Genomic DNA, 15,761 nt, shown 5'->3' on the forward strand with positions numbered 1-15,761 from the left:
GAAGGGAACGACGCCGGGGGCAAGCGATTTGACGTGACGCGCCGGATTGCCCGCCACGATCGTGTCGGCGGGAACGTCTTTGGTCACGACCGCCCGCGCACCGACGATCGCACGATCGCCGATGTGAACGCCCTTCAAGATGATCGCTCCGTGGCCGATCCAAACGTCGTCACCGATCGAGACGGAGGAAACCTCGTGCGAAGGCGTCGTCAATCCGTTGCGACGATCCTCTGCGTCGATCGGATGTCCATCAAAATCGCTGATCCGAACCCCGCCGGCGATCAGACAATGGCGGCCGATCGTGATACCGCGGCCGACGACCAGGGCGCAGTTGTGCCCGATGAACGTGCCGGTTCCGATCGACAGCGACGGTGAATCGCAATGCCGCGAACTGAACGCAAACGACGACTTTCCCGATAGCGTGACCTCGTCGCCGATCGAAAGCTCTCCGCGGCCGACCAGGTACGGCAATTGCTCCATGCGAAAACGCTTTCCGACGGCAACGCACTGGCTGCGAAAGAGTGGTTCGTACCAACAGAATCTGGCCGCCCAACCGATCAGCTCGCGCGCGACGACGTGCATGCGGTACAGCGCCGCAAAGATCGGCCGATTGATCGCGGTCACCGGCAGATGGCACTGCAACAACCATCGAACCGTCGTTTTGATTCGGTCACGCATCACGACACTCCTTCGGGTTGATTGGGACGCATCATCGACTGGCGAAGCAAGACCAGCAATCGCTTCAGCCTGCCCAGACGCTTCATGGCGGGCATTCCGGCAAACGGAAGGGGCCAACCGGCAACCGAACGCATCAACATCGGCAGCGCCGTGGAGGGCTGCGGATCCATCGCCGCCCAGCGATAGCGGACGTACGAGGTCCAGAACAACCGTGAAGGAAGACTCAACAGCGATCGATTGCGTTGGATGACCTCCAGCATCTTGCTGCAGTCGACTTCGATGCTGCCCCGGGACAGGCTGCCCGGTTCCAAGACCGCAGTCGCCAGCGGTTGCGAATCCAGGTAGACGGTGTTGTTGGCCGCCAATCGAATCCACAGGTCGCGGTCTTCGGCGGGTTCCAAACCGGAAATGAAGCGCAGGTTTTCGATGGCGGGGCGTCGGACCAACACCGTCCCGGTCCAGTGCAGCGTGCCGAGCATGAAGGCGTCGGCGCCGCTGGCTCGCAGGGGGCGGTCGTACCATCGGTTTGATTTGGATTCATTGAGTGTCGGCGGCAATCCCGGCGACTGACTGTAGAACCGCCCCGCGACGACGTTGACTTCCGGATAGGCTGCAAAGATCGAAAGCTGGCGTTCGATCTTGTCGCGTTCCCAATGATCGTCGGCATCGAGGAATCCGACGAAGTCACCGGTGACCGCGTCGAGCCCACGATTGCGGGCGGCGGCGGTTCGTGAATTGGCCTGGCGAATCAGGGTGACCGGATCGGAGTATCGCGACTGGACGAACTCGGCCAAGCCGTCGCTGCTGCCGTCGTCGACCACGATGATTTGCCACAGCGGTACCGTTTGCGCCAGGCAACTGTCGATCGCCCGGGCGATGGTGGCCGAGGCGTTGTAGGCCGGGATCACGACACTGACGGTAGGGTTGCTCATGCGGCCGCCCTCGTGTCGTTGGTGACGTGACGGTAGTAACGCAGGATCTGATCGACGACCACGTCGGTGCTGAACTGATCGCAGCAGTGCTGCCGTGCGGCGAGTCCGAGTTGTCGTCTTTCATTCCGATCGGTCAGCAACTGGGCCAACGCGCTGGCCAAGCCGCCACGCCGGGACAAATCGAGCGACCGGCCGCCCGGCCCGATCATCCACTGCATGACGGGGTGCCGATGGACCAGGCAAGGCAGACCACTGGCGGTGGCTTCCAAGAGCGCGATCGGCATCATCTCTTTCAGACTGCCCAGCGCGAACACATCGGCCGCGCGGTACAGGTCCGCCATGCGGGTTCGTGGAAATCGAACCAGGAATCGAACGCGGTCGGCCAGTCGCCGCTTGCCCATCGCGATCAGTTCGTCGGTTTCCGATTCGCGACCGCCGGCGATGACCAGCCAGGCGGGCAATTCGGGGTGTTGGTGGAGCAACGCGTGAAATTCATCGATCACGTCATCGATCCGTTTGTGCCGCCGCTTGATCGCTGCGGCGACCAGGACCACCAGTGCTTGTCGGGGAATTTGCAATTCATCACGCAGCGGTGCGCCGTCGCCGGGGTGGAAGTGATCGGTGTCGATAAAGTTGGGGATGGTGGTCCACGTGTGTTTGTCAAAACCGGCGTCGCGGGCTTGTTGGTGGTGCCACGGCGCGAGGTGCTGCAGATAGGTGATCTGTTGTTGAAACCGCAGCGATTCTTCGGTCCCGTGGGCCAGGATCGTGCGTGTCTTGATGCGGCCGCGGCGCCAGGCTTTCTGCACCTGGGTCGCGACGAAGGGGTCTTGGACGTGCAGCACATCGATGTCTTCGGACCGCAGCACTTTGATCAGATTGCGCGCGAACGTGGTCTGTTCGATGGCATAGCCGCTGCCCATCCCGATCCGCCAGCCGAGCGCGGGCGGCATCGACCGCAGCAGCGCCCGGGTCTTGGCCGCATCACGGGTCCAGCAGGGAACGACGCGGTCGAAGTCGGACTCGGGTTCACCCGCACCCTTGCATCGGATGACGTGTTCGCCCCGGGCCGCGAGCGCGTTGCCCAGGTCATCGGCCCAGGCTTCGATGCCGCGGGCGACGTGTCCCAATCCGGATGAGGCGACGCAGATTTTATTCATGAGCCGGAACTCCCGTGGGCCGCCAGTGACGGCGTCCTTTGATTGGCGACGACGGATTCGTCGTTGTAGCGGAAGCGATCTTTCAGCCGCAGGATCGGCTGTTCAAAGAACCGCCATGACAACGCGGCGACGGCCAGTGACACGATCACCTTGGTGACATCAAGCCACCACGGGTCGCCCATCTTCCAGCGAAACTTTACCAGCGTGTCCAGGTTTTCGTACAACACCAAATGGTACAGGTACAAGCCGTAGCTGATCGTTCCCAGACTGACCAGGTATCGATTGCGAAACACCGCCAGCGGCCGGGTTCCGGTCATGCACACGAACAGTCCGATCACGCCGAAATAGGCCAGGCTGATGACGGCAACCGGCAGGGACAGTTGCAAGTATTCGCCGCCGGTCAACGCCGGGTTGTTCCGGCACAAAATCCAGTACATCGCCGCATAGACGATGAAGCTAACCGAGGCGATCGACGCGTAGCAAACCGCCTGACGCTCACGTTTGACCGACCGAGTGCGAAGCATGACCCAAGCCAAAATCGCACCCAGAGCCAGGCTGTCGGTATGTCCCAGTAACACGGTCTTGGGTAAACCCTGGCTGCGCAACAGAATCGGCAACACGACGAACAGCCCGGCAAGCCACCATTTCGAGCGGCCCCGAAGCAGCAACAGTGCGGCGGGCCAAAAGAGATAAAACTGTTCTTCGATCGCCAACGTCCACGTGTGGCCCAATGCCAGGTCTACCGGCGGAGTTTCCCCGCCCCAGTACTGATGGATGTTTTGCAGATAGACCAAGTAGTAACCAAACCCCGACGTGTCGGCGGGCGTGGCGCGGATCAAGTTGACGGCGTACGCCATCAGGATCACCAGATAGTAGAGCGGCAGGATCCGCAGGCTTCTGCGCCAGTAGAACGCGCGCAAGAACTGTGGCTGATCGAGATTGCGTTGAATGATTCCGGTGATCAAGAATCCCGACAGCACAAAGAACAAATCGACTCCCGTCGCACCGAACCAAAACCCGCGCGGCAGATGGCAGCACAGCACGGCCATCGCGGCGATTCCCCGTAATGCGTCGAGTTCCACAATGTAGGGTGCGGTCGTGGTTGGTTTCGTCGATTCCATCGATCAGGCTCCTACTCCGTACCGTGCCGACAGGGCGTCCAGGACGATGCGACGGACGCGTCGCAGGCGTGCCAGCGGACGTCCCAGGCCGAGCGGATGGGGCCACGGCCAGTTGCCGATGGAATTGACGGTCGCCCGCAAGGCTTCCCCGTAGCGTTTTTCCACATCGCACAATTCAATCGCCCGTTCAAACTCTCTGGCGGCGAGCCCCTGTTTGACGAAACGCCGGATCCCCGGCACGTCTGCATAGCGGTTCGGCAGCGAGCGGGTGAACCGCATGTCCAGATCGAAGGTGCGGTCACGGTTTCCCGCGCTGGCGCCGTCGGACCGCTGTCGGAACCTGGCCAGCGGTGTTTCCAGACGACCGACCGTCCCGATCCGGCTCAAACGCAGCCACAATTCGTAGTCTTCGGAGATATCCATCGTTTCATCGAACAAGCCGACCGTCCGCAGCGCGTCACGACGACAGACGACCGTCGGTGTGCCGAGTCGATTGCGAACGACCATTTCGGCAAAGCTGTATCGCCGCAACGTGGTGGTCTGGTCGATGCAGGACGGTGTGCTGTCCCAGGGAATCATGATCGAACCGATCGCCAGCAGTCGTGGATCGGTCTGCAGTGCAGCGACTTGCAGGGCCAATTTGCTCGGCAGCCACGCATCGTCGGCATCGAGAAAGGCGATGTATTGACCGCTGCTTGAGCAGATCCCGTGGTTGCGCGCCCCCGCGGGGCCTTTGTGTCGACCGTTCATCAAGTAGGTGCAGGGAACGCCGCATCGTGCGACGATTTCGCGCGTCTGGTCGGTGGAACCATCGTCGATCACGACGATTTCCAGGTCGTCATAAGACTGCATCGCCACCGACCGCAACGCGTCCACGAGATAGCGGGCGCAGTTGTAGGTGGGGATGATCACCGAGACGCGACCCGGACGGTGGCGTTGGGTCGACGATGCGGTCCAGTTGGGCGTGATCGCTGCGGCGGCTTCGGCGTGATCGCTAGCCATCTTGTTGTGCCTCGATTCGAAAGAAGCTCAAAAAGTTTGAACGCACCGGCGGTGTGCGCAGCAGCGCGTTGTAGTCATCTTGTCGAACGGGGTCGTCGGCAAAGCGTTTCACGCGAACGTTCTCGTCGACGTCCAAGAAAAACAGGGCGTCGATTTGATCGATGTAGGTGCCCGCGCGATAGTCAAACAGAACGAGTCGCCGGGCGGCATGGATTCGATTGGGATCGTTCACGTCATCCAGAATTGTCACGCCCTGGCAGCGTGGGTCGTCCGCCAATTGTCGCGCCAGGTGGCTCTTGCCCGCCCCGGATCGGCCCACCACGGCGACCTTCAGCGTGGCGTCTTGGGGTGCATCTTGGGACGCTTGGTCCGCGAGAAACGCGGGCAGGAAATCGACGTCGCGCGCCGTCCGGTCGCAGCGAAAGAACGGGCGCCCGATGGAATCTTCACGCAGTTCATCGTTGGTGTAGCCGAGGAACTCGATGGTCTGGAACCCGCCATATTTCAGCAACACCCAAGCGTAATCGCGGGGGTTGTCGCCATGATGGCCCTCGAAGTACATCACTTGCGACAACCCCGCCAACCGGCTGAGGATGGAATTGCGGTCTTCCAGTTCCTTGGTGCCGTAGACGGAAAGAAACATGACGGTGTCGTGCGGTTGAAGGGCCGCCAGCGGATTGTCCAGATCGTCACAACGAAAGGTCGCTGTAGAGTCGCCGTACAAACCGCGGGCACGTTGCACGGCGGCGCTGTCAAAGTCCAAGCCGGTGACCTGGCGGGCGCCCAAGTTCATGCAATGGTTGACGATCGCTCCCATGTTGCATCCGGCGTCGAGCACACGTTTGCCCGCGATGTCGTCGGCACGAAACAGTTTCAAACGTGCATCCGTCTTGTCCCGCAATCCGACCACCTGTCGAGCGTGGTCGGAGTGGTAGTCGACGAACCATTGGTCCCGCTTGGTCGCGATGGAACGGTGCCGCGACAAGACGCGGGACACCAGTGTTCGTGGTGCACGCGAGATTCGACGGCAGGTCGCTGAAAAATGACTCATCGGTTGGTCTTCCTTTCGCTGACAAGGGGCCCGAGACGCTTCTCGTGGATGGGAATCAAGGTTTCGCCTCCAAGACGCCGCGGATTCTCGCCATCCGTCTCAGAGTGGGGAAAAGGTAGCGCTGTCGGTCGGAGGTGTTCAATCCGAAGCTGCAGGCCACGACGACGGCAATCAGGGTTGCGATCAATCCGCCGATGATCAATTCCGTCCAATTGCTTTGAGCGGTGATGTGGTGCACGGCGAATACCAACGGCGCCAGCAGCACCGCGACGACAACGGTGGGGCCAAGGATCTGGCGGCTGTAATCGTTGAAATGAAGTTTCAGGTCGGAGCAGACGATGATCGGGTGCGCGATGCCACGGCACAGGACGGCGGGCAACGCGGTTCCGATCGCAACGCCCAGCAATCCGAACGGTTCAATCAGTGTGACGCTGAGGACCAGGTTCATGATGCCTTCGACACACATCAACCAGGTCAGGCCTTTGAATCGACGGCGGCCCAGCAAGATCTTGGAACCGATTCCGGTGGCGGCGGTGAACAACGCACCGACCAGCAAGACCTGGAACAGCAGCGGTACGGAGTGGTAAATGTCGGTCTGGACGTATTTGTCGCCGATCCACAGGCGGTAAAAACCGCCGGCCCAGATTCCGGTGATCAACGCCGCGCTGACCGCGACCAAGGAAAGCATCCGCGACCCTTTCAGGTACAGTTGCTGCAGACCGGCCAGATTGTTGTGTGCGTCGAGGTCGGTTGCCGCGGGATAAAAGACCTGGCTGACGGGAACGAAGATGTTGGCAAAGTACTTCATCAAGTTATTGGCCAAAGCGAAGTAGGCGATCGCCGAGACCGGCATGAAAATCCCGATCACCAACGCGTCGGAAAAGCTGATCACCAAGTGACTGACGGCAAGCAGGGCGCTCCAGAATCCGAAACCGATGCATTCGCGGCAGCTGGCCCAACTCGCCAACCGCCAGGAAATTCTTAATTCGGGAAGCACGCGACGACCGACCGTCCAGCGAAGCACATAATCGAGAAGGTTTCCGGCGGCGCCGGCGGCGCAGACCCCGATCAATCCGTAGCCGGCGATCAACGCCAGGATCGTCGCGGCGGCCGAGGCGATTCGGCAGAACAGGCTGACGACGGTGATCAGGTCAAAGCGTTGCTTGGCCGTCAGCGCGACCGAAAAGGGGAACAACAACAATTGGATTGCCGTCGAACAGCCCAAGATCAGAACGCACCAAACGGCTTCCGTCTCCAACGCGGGCGGCAAGGAAAAGAAAGCGGGGGCGGCGGCGGCGGTCGCGAACGTGGCGATCCACACGCACAACGCACAGCCCAAATGCAAGGCGAATCCGCTGCTGGCGGCACGGTTCATGCGGTCAAAATCACCCTTGGAAAAGTACCGCGTGATGTACTGGGTCATCCCCGCACGCAATCCAAGATCCAACAGTCCGTAATATCCCGTGATGCTGATCACGATGGTCCAGACGCCGTACCGCGTATCACCGATCTGATGCAAAACGAAGGGCGTCAAAAAAAACGCGATCGCCACTTGGATGACGTAAGCCACCCAATTGCTCAGTATGTTTCGAGAGATGACGCGGAAACTACTCATCAAAGTCAAGGTTTGAGTTTGAAATCACCAACGGACAAACAGACGGATGGTCACGTAGAACAGCAACAGTGACGCGGCACTGGCGAGAAGTGACAACAGCAAAAACCGGTTGCCGATTCGTAATCCGGCGACCTGGCTGGGGAGCGAGGCATGGGCGGGCATGGAAATCGCGGCCGCGACCAGCCCCAGGATCAAGTAGGTGGGGGCGACGAACTGTCGCGAGATGGTCAGCATCGCGGCGATGCATCCCATCAAGGCGGCGAAGAGAAACCCGCACAACCGTGAGTGTTCGCGAGCCGCTTGGGCCGCCGGCGTTTCATCGGCGGGCGGTTTCGTTCGCGGTCGCCGTTGTGACCACAGGCCGAACCCGGCGGCCAAAAAACAGGCGACGAAGGTGGTGCCGCCGAAGAAACCCAATTCGGCATAACAGTGCAGAAAAGAATTGTGCGTCACCACGCCGATTTCATCGGCGATCAACCCCTCGCCCAAACCGAACAACGGATATTGCCGCCAAATGTTCAAGCTGTCCGACCAGATCTGAATCCGGTCTTGCCCGGTCCCTTGATTGATGGCGCTGAAGTCCGACATGCGGCTGGAAAACGCCAACGCCAACAACGACAATCCCGGCAACGCCAAAACCCCGTATTTGCCGCCGCGGAAATAGCACAATGCCGTCGACACCGCGCAGATCAACGAGAGCAGTGCGCCGCGTGAATGGGTCATCGCCAGCGCGGCCAACAGGACACCGGCCGGCGCGAGCCAACCGTAGCGAATCCATCCGGTCCGGGGTTTGGTCAGAAACGATCCGCAAAACACCAGCCCCATGACAAGGATCAATCCAAAGTCATTGGGGTCTTGAAAGATGCCCGTCCCGCGAATCCGCTCGACCTGCTCGGCGACACCGTCTTGGATGACACCGCGGTCTTGGATCGATTCCAGTGCGGCGATCGACACCCAGCCGAATTTGTCCAACAACACCAGTGTTGCCATCGTGGTGATCGCAGCGGTCAGCCATTTGACGAAAAAGCGAAGTCGGGTCGGCGTGTTGACGAGCCCGATGATCAGCACGTACAGGGCGATCAGCTTGCTGACTTCCAGCATCGACATCCTTGCCGCCCAGATGAATCCGTGGGAAAGATGCGATGTCCCGACCGCGATGACCAACAACAGCAGCGCCGCCGTGATCGGCCGGTGGATCAATCGGCCGTGGCTGAATTGTTTGGCGGACGCCCGGGCGGAAACGGCGAGACAGGCGACGATCAGAACTTGATAGATCGGCCACTTGTCCAAGGCCGGGACCAAGTCCGCGGGCCGCACAAACAGCGTCGCGGTCGTCGCCAGCAACAATGCAAACCCCCAGCCGTGCCGGTCATCGACGTCCGTGTCGATGCGGGGCATGTGGGTGTGATCGGTGGTGTCAAAAACCGCCGTTGCCATCTGGTTGGTTGCTTCCCTGCCACACGTGGCTCGTCACGCGACTAACGGAGATACTCGATCTCGACGTGTTCAAGTTCTTCGCTCGGGTCGGATTCGATTTCGTACCACTTCGAGGTCGCGACCGATGCGGACGCGCCGCCTGTCCCTTCACTGGCTGGAGACGCACTGGCTGAAGACGCACTGGCGGCGTGGCCGGATGGATCGGCTTGAAGTTGTGGGGCGGTGGCTGCCCGATCAACGCCGGCCAAGTCAACGCTGGCCAAGTCAACGTTGGCCAGTTCGCTGGGCACTTCGTGGCTGATCTGCTCGATCGGATGGGGCAGTGCCGGGTCGGGGACGATCGGGTCGGGCAGTGTTTCGTCGCTGACGTGTTCGTACCACTGCTCGTGCATGTGCTGGTCGATTGGCACGTGCTGGTCGATGGGTTCATATTGGATCGTCGACTGCCAGGCATCGCAGGGATCCAACGGTGTCCATTGAGTCTCGCGATAGCCGGCGTTGTTGACGATCGAATCGTAGGCGGCTGGCGTGATGGTCTGGGGACGTTGGTGCGGGAAACGCGACTGGCAACCGGCCAGCGTGAGTGCCAGCCCCGCTAGTGCGAGGTGGCCGATCGTGGTTCGTGTCGATGGGGTGGACCGCTGGTTCATGTTGTTTGTGTCAGGCTATTGACTGAACCCGACGCCTCCGCTGGTCTTGTCAAGCACTTTCCCGGACAACCGTGATGCCGTCCCAGTGCCCAGCAGAGTGAATCCCAGAATCCGCTCCAGTGGCGACGTGAATTTCGCGATCGCGGAATCGAAGGCCACGATCTTGTTGTGCGCGATGAAGATTCGGTCACCCGGCAGGAGCTGATAGTTGGTGGTGACATCGGCCAATTGCGTGATGCCTTCCCAATCGACGGGCAACATCACGCTGGTGCCTTGTTCGCGATTGGGGCGGGCGACCCACATCCGACTGGACGAGACGTAGCTGAGTCCGTTGATTTGGCTCAACGCGTCAATCACGGTCTCATTGCCGGTGTACGGCAGCCGGACCAGTTCATCGCCCAGCCCGCCGCCCTGGGTGATGACATAGATGCCCTTGCTGTTGTAGGCGTAAACGGACACCGAGACCTTGGGATCGGAAAACTCCGTGGACATCTGGGCGGCGATCGCCAGACGTGCTTCGTCCAAGGTCATGCCGGCCAATCGAACCGAGCCGTATTGCCCAAGCGTCACGGTGCCATCGGGACCGACGAGATGCTCGCCGGCGATGGGTTGAATTCCCGCGACGCCGCGCAACGACATCGAAACAAGGGGCTGCTGCAACTGTGTTTTCAGATGGGCTTCGATCCGCTGCTTGGCCTGATCGACGCCAACGCCGACCACTTCGACCGCTCCATAGCTGAATCCGAGCTGGATCACGCCGCCGAGTTCCACTTGGTATTCGCCCTCGATCGGTTCGTCGGGAAAGGTCCCCGTCACGGTGAGCAAGACGATGTCACCCGGCTGCAGTGCGTGTTGTTCCTGAGAGACATTCTGTTGGACATCGATCGTCAAAATATCCGGCGGCTCGATGCGATACATCGGCGTGGTCACCTTGTCCAATTCGCGAGGCACAAACGCCACCGCGGCGTCCGAGTCGCAATTCGCATCCACCAGCGCCGGCAATCCGAGCGGAGCGTCAACCCTGTGCACCAAGTGGCATCCGGTACTGGCCATCGCGCATGCCGAGAGCAGCACGAGAGCGAGGTGTCGCAGAGAACAGACGGCGAAGTTCACGTTGTTGATTGCAATGGAGAGTGGGGCAGGAATCGCAAGGCCGGGGGCAACGGCATCGATCAGGCAATCACCGCTGGTGGGCGGAGTTAAACTGGTAGTAGTGCAGGAAATTGTTGAACGTCCCGCCTCGTCCCGTCTGCATCCGTTCGCTCTGGGCCGTCGGGGCCGCCGATCGCTGGATCGTTCGTTCCAGTCTGCGAAGCTGCTCGGCTTGTCGGTTCTGACTCTGACGCATCTGTTGACGCGGCTGAACGAACGAGTGATAGGGGCTCAAGACGCTGTTGTCGCTGCGCAGCAAATCCAGATAAGGCGACAAACGCTGTTGGTAAGGCGCCGTGGACGCGCGATTGGAACCGCCGCCGAATCCTCGCATCGGTGCCTGGGCGTGGGCGGATCCGGGCAAGGCAACCAGCGCCAAGCCGACCGGCACCATGATGAGGGGGCGGACGATTCGATCGCGGAGTCGAGTTGAATTGCGAAGCTGTTTGATCATTGCCGTTTTCCACGGGGTGCTATGGGGCTTACCCACCCTATCGTCCGCCTAACCGGTACATCTTTCCTCTGTTCTGCAAAAAACGCAGGATTGTCTTGGAAATGTCTCAAGCATCAACGGCGCGTTCGGCGTGTCGAACTGCACACCTGTCCGGGTTCGTTCTGCAAATCCGGTCATAGCGAAACGTCGCGGTCTGCGGACGAAAAACGATTCGATGGCGTTGCATTTTCGGTGACGCCGATGGACAGAAGAACTGTGTCCATTCCCATGACCCCTAGAATCTGACCCCTAGAATCCACTCGTGCAATCGAATCTGCAGGCTCCCCGAATGGGCACATGCCGCGGCTGGCGAGGCAAATCGACTGGCGTTTCGGCTCGGCCTTCACCGACGCGGATCCAGGCTTGGCTGACATTGGCTTGGCTGGCATTGGTTCTGTGTTGCTACCGTCAGGTGATGGGGCATCTGTTTCAACAGTGGCACTCCCAGACGAGTTATTCTCATGGGCCGGCGGTTCTGCCGATTGCCATTTGGTTGTTGTGGCAGCGGAGATCGACCCTGCCGGCGATCGGCAAGCCATGGGGACCCGGACTGGCGTTGCTTTTAGCCGCTCAAGGTTTTCTGTGGCTAGGCGGATACTTTCATCTTCCAACGCTGCAATGTTGGACTCTGCCCCTTTACCTCTGCGGAATGGTCGGTTTGCTGGCCGGCCGCGAAGTGTTGGGCTGGAGTTTGCCGGCGATCGGCTTTCTGGGGTTCATGATCCCGCTTCCGTTTCAGTTGGAATTGCTGGCAAATCAATCGTTGCAATGGTTGTCCGCCTGGTGCAGTTGTTACCTGCTCAGTCTGACGTCGACCTTTGCCGTGACCGACGGCTACACGCTGATGATGGCGACCGGCGGGGTGGGGATCACCAAAGATTGCAGCGGATTGCGAATGACCGTGGCTGTCGTGGCACTGGGGACCATCATCACCTTTCTCGCCCGATCGCGGTCTGATCGGGACCGAGGTGGCCCCGCGCCGGGGTGGAGCGTGGTGCGGGATTTGGCCACGGTGATGTTGCTGGCAGTGCCGGCGGCCATTTTGGCCAACGCCGCCCGGATTTCAGTCGTCGCCTGGGTGGCGGACCGCTACCAAACCGAGTCGTACACAAGGTGGGCCCATGACCTGGGCGATTGGTTGGCATTGCCCCTGTCGGCCCTGTTGTTTTTGGCGTTTCGGGCTTGGATCAGCAGGACGCGTGCTTTGTCAACGTTTCAACGTGGCGTGGGACCGGACGGTTCGCGCCGTTCCGCAACGGTGCTAGCGACAGCCCACGAGCCCTCCGGTCGGATCAACCCTCAAGTGGCAATCCGGAGACTGCGCGGTGGTGATCGTGATTTCGATGGCGGCAGATGCTGGGCAGCCTGGGGCAAGTCCGTGGTGGCGGTGGGGGCTGTGCCCTTGGTCATCGCCGGCATCGTCGCTGTCGCGATGGTTCATCATGCGGCCAAGCGAGAACGCATCATCCGCGAAACCCTGACCGAGGCACGCGTTCACGAAGCCAACGCCGACTGGGATGGTGCGGCCATGTGTTACCGAACGTTGTTGCAGCTGCAGCCGGAACAGATCGACGCTCGCTATCGTTATGCCTGGGCGTCGCTCCAGGGAGCGGACTCCGTCGACGCTTCCATGCAGGCCTTTTATCAACTCGAATCCGTCCTCGAGCAAGCGCCGTCGCATGTCGATGCCTTGCGAACGCATTTGGAATTGGCGTTGGACCTTGATCAGGCAAAATCAGCCAGCCGCAGCGCCGAACGCCTTTACGGGATCGATCGCCGCGACGCGCATTCGCTGCGGCTGTGTGTGGAAGCCATGCTGCGATTCCCCCACGGCTCGGGCGACCGTCACCCGTTGATCACGGTCGATCGGCTGAACCGATGGATGGAACGATTCGGTCCCACGTCCCAGTGGCGGGATCGTTTGGTGATCGAGGTGGCATCGTATTGCTGCGATCACGCAAAGTCGATGGATCGGCGTGTGACCAGCGCGATCGAACCGGCGATCGCCGATGCGGCCGACGGGGTCGGTTCAACGTACGCCTTCCTTCAAGCGTGGCGATACGCGCATGTGTTCGGCACGGGAACTCCGTCCATCGAACGGGCTCGGTTGAGTATCGACAACCAGTGCCCGGCCGGGGTGGCCTATCGGATTTATCTGGCCAGTGCGCAGGAAGCTGTGTTGCAACGTCGTCGCGACGATGCGAAACGGTTTCTGACCCGAGCGATTGAGCGGCTGCCGAATCACCATGCGGCCTACGCGATTTTAGGCGATGTTTTCGCCAGCCAGGGACAATGGCCGCAATGCACCGCGGCGTACCTGCGGGCGTGGCGGTTGGTGGGGGATCGCCCGATGGGACTGGGGATCAAACTGGCCGAGGCGTTGTTTCAAGCGGAGCGTTATGCGGAGTCGGCTGCGTTGGTGGGGCAGTTGCTGAAGCAGGAAAACCAAACGCTTCGTCCCGTCAGCCGCGATCTGCGGATCCGCTGGATGCTGGTTCAAGCCGGGCTGGATGCCCGCGATGGGCGGCACGAACGAGCGCTCGAGACGATCGGGCGTTGCCGATCCTTGATCGCGATGTCGCCGGCACCGTCGGCCGACGAGGCCGCCGCGTGGTTGCCGGCGCTGGAAACGCTGCAGGCTCGCTGTCTGGTTCGCTTGGGCCGCTATGCCCAAGCCGCCACCTTGTTCGAGTCGCGTGCGGCCGACGGCGATCGTTCAGCCGACGGCGATCGTGCGGCCGACGGTAAGCGTTCAGCCGATCAATGGACGGCGGCCGCTCGAGCCTGGCGATCCGACGGCAACTTGCCGGCCGCCGAACGCTGCTATCGCAGTGCGCTCTCGGAACTGGGGTATGACAACGAAATCTGGCTGGAACTGGTCGACTTGCTCCGCGACCGATACGGAGTCCGCGGCGCGCTCGAGGAGATTGCGCTGCGGCAACGACGCGGTGGCGCGACTGCTGCTGCCACGCAGCGAACCGCCCCTTCGGAGGAGATGCTTGCCCAAGCCTATGAACGGGTTGGCCGAGGCGATCTCGCCATCCGGCACTATCGGACCGTTGCCGAGCGAGGTGTTGAAGACGTCGCGGCGCTGGCGATCGCGTTGGCGCGTCACGGGCATGCCGACAAGGCGGTCGCGTTGGTTTCCGATCCGCGCTGGACGGTCAACACTTCCCTGAGGGCTCATACCGCCGCCGTGATCGCGGTCAGCACGACCGAATGGTCACCCGCCGACCAGGCGACTTTGGAACCAATCATCCAGCGCGGCGTGATCGAGGCGGTCGATGACCCGGCGCTGCTGATGGCGATCGTGGCCTGGCATACGCATCACCGGCGCAAGACCGCTGCGCTGGAATTGCTCGATCGCGCCGTGACGCGACACCCCGACAACGTCGTCGCCGCAAACAACTTGGCGATGCGATTGGCCGAAGAAGGGCGTGATCTTCAGCGGGCACTTCGACACATCGATGACGTCTTGAAACAGACCGGTCCGGTGTCCGAATTCTTGGACACCAAGGGTTGGATCTTGGTCCAGATGGATCGTGCCGAAGACGCACTGGTGTGGTTCAGGCGTGCCGTCGCAGGTCCCGGTGGTGCCGCTCCGACCACACACCTCCACATGGCAGCCGCCTACTTGGCGGTCGGCAATCGCGATCAAGCTCGAGAATCCTATCAGTCGGTCCAGGTCGAACGGCTTCACGTCGATCAGCTGCATCACAGCGAACAGCGCGCCTGGGCCAGGCTACAAAGCGAATTCACTCGCCCGAACGAATTGACCACACGGCCCCCCTTGCAGCGGAGCGGCGAAGCCTGATGGATTTCCGTTTGACCCGAATGAAGGCCGCGGTGTTGGGTTGCTCCCTTGCCCTGGTCGGTTGTCTGGCGACCACTGGTGCGCGCACCGGTGTGCCGCCGCAATGCGCGTTTGAGTTGGCCGAGACGCTCGGCGGATGGGAGCTGATCGAGCGCTGCGAATTGCAGCCGAGTGAGCTGGAGATTCTGCAGGCGGGAGATCACTGGCGATGTGTCTATCAACATCGCCAGACCAAGCAGGTCGTGGTCGTGACCTTGATCGCGGGGCCGGGAGGTCCGCTGGCCAGCCATCTGCCGGAGACCTGTTATGCGCGGACCGAGTTCCGTGCGCACACTGAGCCCGTCGTTTGGAACGTGCCGGATCAGCCGGACCGGTTCCGTTTTCAAACACTGCAGCCGCGGAACGTCGATCAACCCGCGCTGACGATCGCCTACGCCTGGCACGATGGATCGCGGTGGCGGGCGCCGCGGTACCCACGCTTTCAACTGGCCGGTCATCCGACGTTGCAACGATTGCTCGTCACCATGCGGCACCCCGGCGGGATGACGGCGGAGGCTCAGCAGGTGATCCGGCAAGTCGTTCGGCTGACCGTCGACTCCTCACCGACGCGAGTGACACAGCGCTCGATTCCGGCCCCGAATTTAAAATGAACCGAC

Annotated in this window: 12 protein-coding genes and 2 pseudogenes; 2 read left to right on the forward strand and 12 right to left on the reverse strand. The window is 61.2% G+C overall.

Going from position 1 to position 15,761, the window contains the following annotated elements; genetic code table 11:
• Positions 1–42: 42 nt before the first annotated feature.
• The 12 genes and pseudogenes from Enr13x_RS39620 to Enr13x_RS03675 all read right to left on the reverse strand — a co-directional run.
• Positions 43–177: pseudogene (locus tag Enr13x_RS39620) on the reverse strand (DapH/DapD/GlmU-related protein); the annotation flags it as partial.
• Between the two features lie 96 nt (positions 178–273).
• Positions 274–678 (reverse strand): annotated as a pseudogene (locus Enr13x_RS39625) (hypothetical protein); the annotation flags it as partial.
• Positions 678–1,610, reverse strand: coding sequence for a glycosyltransferase family 2 protein (locus tag Enr13x_RS03630; RefSeq protein ID WP_145384741.1), 933 nt, complete (start codon positions 1,608–1,610; stop codon positions 678–680). The gene Enr13x_RS03630 and the pseudogene Enr13x_RS39625, both read right to left, overlap by 1 nt.
• Complete coding sequence (locus Enr13x_RS03635) at positions 1,607–2,770, reverse strand: glycosyltransferase family 4 protein (RefSeq protein WP_145384742.1); 1,164 nt, start codon at positions 2,768–2,770, stop codon at positions 1,607–1,609. Before Enr13x_RS03635 ends, Enr13x_RS03630 begins: the two co-directional genes overlap by 4 nt.
• Positions 2,767–3,891, reverse strand: a complete 1,125-nt coding sequence (locus Enr13x_RS03640; protein WP_145384743.1) for an acyltransferase family protein — start codon at positions 3,889–3,891, stop codon at positions 2,767–2,769. Before Enr13x_RS03640 ends, Enr13x_RS03635 begins: the two co-directional genes overlap by 4 nt.
• 3 nt (positions 3,892–3,894) lie before the next feature.
• The gene (locus Enr13x_RS03645; protein ID WP_145384744.1) at positions 3,895–4,893 is read right to left on the reverse strand and encodes a glycosyltransferase family 2 protein; all 999 of its coding nucleotides are present in this window, start codon (positions 4,891–4,893) and stop codon (positions 3,895–3,897) included.
• Positions 4,886–5,944, reverse strand: coding sequence for a class I SAM-dependent methyltransferase (locus Enr13x_RS03650; RefSeq protein WP_145384745.1), 1,059 nt, complete (start codon positions 5,942–5,944; stop codon positions 4,886–4,888). Before Enr13x_RS03650 ends, Enr13x_RS03645 begins: the two co-directional genes overlap by 8 nt.
• Positions 5,945–5,999: 55 nt before the next feature.
• On the reverse strand, positions 6,000–7,514 hold the full coding sequence (locus Enr13x_RS03655) for an oligosaccharide flippase family protein (RefSeq protein WP_197455758.1): 1,515 nt from the start codon (positions 7,512–7,514) through the stop codon (positions 6,000–6,002).
• 69 nt (positions 7,515–7,583) lie between these two features.
• Positions 7,584–8,996 (reverse strand): O-antigen ligase family protein, encoded by a 1,413-nt coding sequence (locus Enr13x_RS03660; RefSeq protein ID WP_145384747.1) that lies wholly within the window; start codon positions 8,994–8,996, stop codon positions 7,584–7,586.
• 41 nt (positions 8,997–9,037) lie between these two features.
• The gene (locus Enr13x_RS03665; protein ID WP_145384748.1) at positions 9,038–9,646 is read right to left on the reverse strand and encodes a hypothetical protein; all 609 of its coding nucleotides are present in this window, start codon (positions 9,644–9,646) and stop codon (positions 9,038–9,040) included.
• Between the two features lie 15 nt (positions 9,647–9,661).
• Positions 9,662–10,759 carry a polysaccharide biosynthesis/export family protein gene (locus tag Enr13x_RS03670; protein ID WP_145384749.1) on the reverse strand — a complete coding sequence of 366 codons (1,098 nt, stop codon included), beginning with the start codon at positions 10,757–10,759 and terminating at the stop codon, positions 9,662–9,664.
• 67 nt (positions 10,760–10,826) lie between these two features.
• Positions 10,827–11,252 carry a hypothetical protein gene (locus tag Enr13x_RS03675; protein WP_145384750.1) on the reverse strand — a complete coding sequence of 142 codons (426 nt, stop codon included), beginning with the start codon at positions 11,250–11,252 and terminating at the stop codon, positions 10,827–10,829.
• A 328-nt stretch (positions 11,253–11,580) separates the two neighbouring features.
• On the opposite strand from Enr13x_RS03675, the gene Enr13x_RS03680 reads away from it, so the two are divergent.
• Positions 11,581–15,105 carry an archaeosortase/exosortase family protein gene (locus tag Enr13x_RS03680; RefSeq protein ID WP_145384751.1) on the forward strand — a complete coding sequence of 1,175 codons (3,525 nt, stop codon included), beginning with the start codon at positions 11,581–11,583 and terminating at the stop codon, positions 15,103–15,105.
• Positions 15,105–15,755 carry an exosortase-associated EpsI family protein gene (locus tag Enr13x_RS03685; protein WP_145384752.1) on the forward strand — a complete coding sequence of 217 codons (651 nt, stop codon included), beginning with the start codon at positions 15,105–15,107 and terminating at the stop codon, positions 15,753–15,755. The genes Enr13x_RS03680 and Enr13x_RS03685 overlap by 1 nt, the downstream gene beginning before the upstream one ends.
• Positions 15,756–15,761: the final 6 nt, after the last annotated feature.

The sequence above is a fragment of the Stieleria neptunia genome, assembly GCF_007754155.1.
Lineage (GTDB): Bacteria > Planctomycetota > Planctomycetia > Pirellulales > Pirellulaceae > Stieleria > Stieleria neptunia.

Coding starts and splice junctions, on each gene's coding strand:
- Enr13x_RS03630 (WP_145384741.1), bottom strand. CDS start 1,610: ATGAGCAACCCTACCGTCAGTGTCGTGATCCCGGCCTACAACGCCTCG.
- Enr13x_RS03635 (WP_145384742.1), bottom strand. CDS start 2,770: ATGAATAAAATCTGCGTCGCCTCATCCGGATTGGGACACGTCGCCCGC.
- Enr13x_RS03640 (WP_145384743.1), bottom strand. CDS start 3,891: ATGGAATCGACGAAACCAACCACGACCGCACCCTACATTGTGGAACTC.
- Enr13x_RS03645 (WP_145384744.1), bottom strand. CDS start 4,893: ATGGCTAGCGATCACGCCGAAGCCGCCGCAGCGATCACGCCCAACTGG.
- Enr13x_RS03650 (WP_145384745.1), bottom strand. CDS start 5,944: ATGAGTCATTTTTCAGCGACCTGCCGTCGAATCTCGCGTGCACCACGA.
- Enr13x_RS03660 (WP_145384747.1), bottom strand. CDS start 8,996: ATGGCAACGGCGGTTTTTGACACCACCGATCACACCCACATGCCCCGC.
- Enr13x_RS03665 (WP_145384748.1), bottom strand. CDS start 9,646: ATGAACCAGCGGTCCACCCCATCGACACGAACCACGATCGGCCACCTC.
- Enr13x_RS03675 (WP_145384750.1), bottom strand. CDS start 11,252: ATGATCAAACAGCTTCGCAATTCAACTCGACTCCGCGATCGAATCGTC.
- Enr13x_RS03680 (WP_145384751.1), top strand. CDS start 11,581: ATGGGCACATGCCGCGGCTGGCGAGGCAAATCGACTGGCGTTTCGGCT.
- Enr13x_RS03685 (WP_145384752.1), top strand. CDS start 15,105: ATGGATTTCCGTTTGACCCGAATGAAGGCCGCGGTGTTGGGTTGCTCC.